Raw genomic sequence first — 2,560 nt, 5'->3', positions numbered from 1 at the left:
CTGTTTACGCAGAGGCTAAGGTAACACTTAGGGAAGGAAAAATGGCTGAGTCAGAAATTATTCTTTATCAAGACAGTAAAGATGATCCTGTGTGCTCTGTTGTATGCTCTTATATTGTTTTACCAGCTAAGAAGAAATAATTATTTCTTAAACCGTTTGAATTTTACACTTTTCTTGATAATATGCGTCCTGCATATAAAAAAATGCAATAATAATTATTCGGCATTCTTAAAATTGTGAAGAATACTATTAACCTGAGCTCTGTATAAGGAATGCCTTTTTTATATCTAACTTAGGTTAATATTACAGTTTTTTTTACGTATCTTTATAGCCATATAACATGTTGTAATAATTTTACTTAGTTAAGTACATTCCTCAATCACTTCATTTCTAATGCCTTAATAGGTGAAATAATTATAAGTAAATACAGTAAGCTGTCGAGAAAAGATAAAGACAATGAACGATCAAGCAAAAATTGAAAGAACAATTAAGCTGTTATTATTACTGTCAAACGGATTAAGCTACCGTATAAAAGAGATTTCTGAAAAACTTGAAATTTCTGTCAGAACCATTTACAGGTATATAGAAACTTTTAAGAATGCAGGTTTAATGGTAGAAAAAAACTGTTCCGGCTATTGGAAAATTGAAAGGAATACCGAACAATACAAAGGGCTTCACGAATTATTGCAATTTTCGGAAGAGGAATCTTATATTCTACAAAAAGCCATACACTCGATAGACGATAATAATGCTTTAAAAAGTAATCTGATAAACAAATTGTACTCGCTCTATAATTCTAAAAGAGTTATAGAAACCATTATAAAAAAAGAAAATTCAGAAAGTATCTCAAATATCACTTTTGCAATAGAAAATAAAAAACAAATTAAGCTTGTTGCTTATCAATCGGCAAATAGTAATATGGTAAACAACAGAGTATTAGAGCCTATTAAATTCACAAGTAACTTCGTTTCGATATGGTGTTATGAACCCGAAAAAAAGGCTACAAAACTCTTTAAAACAGCAAGAATCAAAAAAGTAGAAATATTAAATAAGAGTTGGGAAAATGCCGAAAAACATAAGATAGGTTATATGGATTGTTTTAGAATTAGTAGTCATGAGAAAATACCCATTCAGCTTAAATTAAATATGCGAGCAAGAAATTTGTTAATAGAAGAATATCCCTTATCCGAAAAAGATATATCCGAAACAGAAAATAATACCTTCCTCTTTAACAGTTACGTTTGTAATTTTCTTGGAGTTGGAAGATTTGTATTAGGACTAATGGACGATATTGTAGTTCTCTCCCCTATTGACTTAAAGCAATACTTAAATAGTAAAATAAAAAACAAAATATTTTAAAAATAAATTCTGTATTGACGGAAACTGACATTTTCGAGTTGTAGCTTTGGAAACTATAGTCGTAGAGTATTTAAAAAGGACGAAAAAATTAAAAGAAAAAAATGAGGTTAAAGATTAGATTCAAGTTGTCTGGTAAAAGACAAATATTACCCTTAAATTATCAATATCCTGTTAGTGCATGGATTTATAAAGTTTTAAGCAACGCTGATGAGCAATTTGCAACGATACTGCATGAAAATGGTTATAAAACAGCAGATGGTAAAACTTTTAAACTCTTTACTTTCTCTAAATTATCATTTCCAAAACATACTTGGAAAATTACTCCAAAATCCGACAGAATGCAAGTTTGGGCACGAAATGCATATTTAACAATTTCATTTCAGCTACCAGAGCAAATCGAAAAATTTGTGATGGGCTTGTTTAAAGAGCAAAAAGCTTTTATAGGCGATAAAAATTCGGGGATTAATTTGGAAGTGGAGAGCATAGAGGCTTTAAAGGATGTGAAGATTGAAAAAGGCAAAAATTTGGAAATAGGGAGATGTGTAAATGTGAAAATAAGGACAATTACTGCAATTGTTCTTGGGATTGATGTTAAAGGCGAAGATAATGAGCAATACGTACCTCCTATTCATCCAGATTATAAAAGAGTATTTCTGCAAAATTTAATAGATAAATATGCAGCTGTTGGCAAAAGTGGAATCGACATAAACACTTTGGATTTTAAAGTAACAAGACTCCAAACTAAAACGGCAATGCAACGAATAAAAGCAGATACTCCTGAAGAAACAAAAGTAAAAGGTTATTTCTACGAGTTTGAGCTTAGGGCTCCGAAAGAGATGATTGAAGTAGGATTAAATTCAGGTTTTGGTAGTATGTGTAGCTTGGGATTTGGATTTTGTGAGGTGGTTGGAGTGGATTGATGAAGAATAATAAATTTTTTATGTAATTAAAAATGAATATAGAAGATTTTTACAAAGAAATTTTGGGATTTTCACCCTATAAATATCAAATTAAGGTAGCTGAATTTTTGCTTTCGGGTAGAAATGTAATACTTTCTGTTCCAACTGGTGCTGGAAAAACTTGGGCTTCAATTATTCCATTTTTATTCGCCAATAAAGATGATAAAACGCTATTTCCACAAAAAATGATTTATAGTCTGCCCTTACGGACGCTCGCTAATTCAATTTATACAGATGTTAAT

At 30.5% G+C, this 2,560-nt stretch carries 3 protein-coding genes; all 3 read left to right on the top strand.

The window, feature by feature from the left end:
• Window positions 1-456 precede the first annotated feature (456 nt).
• Entirely contained in the window at window positions 457-1,359 is a 903-nt protein-coding gene (locus J7K39_00335; GenBank protein MCD6178327.1) for a WYL domain-containing transcriptional regulator, read from the top strand.
• 101 nt (window positions 1,360-1,460) lie between these two features.
• Entirely contained in the window at window positions 1,461-2,279 is an 819-nt protein-coding gene (gene cas6 / locus J7K39_00330) for a CRISPR-associated endoribonuclease Cas6 (GenBank protein ID MCD6178326.1), read from the top strand.
• Between the two features lie 32 nt (window positions 2,280-2,311).
• Window positions 2,312-2,560, top strand: a 249-nt coding sequence (locus J7K39_00325; protein MCD6178325.1) for a DEAD/DEAH box helicase, incomplete at its 3' end; no start/stop codon positions are given.

The sequence above is a fragment of the Bacteroidales bacterium genome, from assembly GCA_021157585.1.
GTDB lineage: Bacteria > Bacteroidota > Bacteroidia > Bacteroidales > UBA12170 > UBA12170.
The sequence above is the reverse complement of the archived record's forward strand: the minus strand, read 5'-3'. Positions and strand labels throughout refer to the sequence as shown.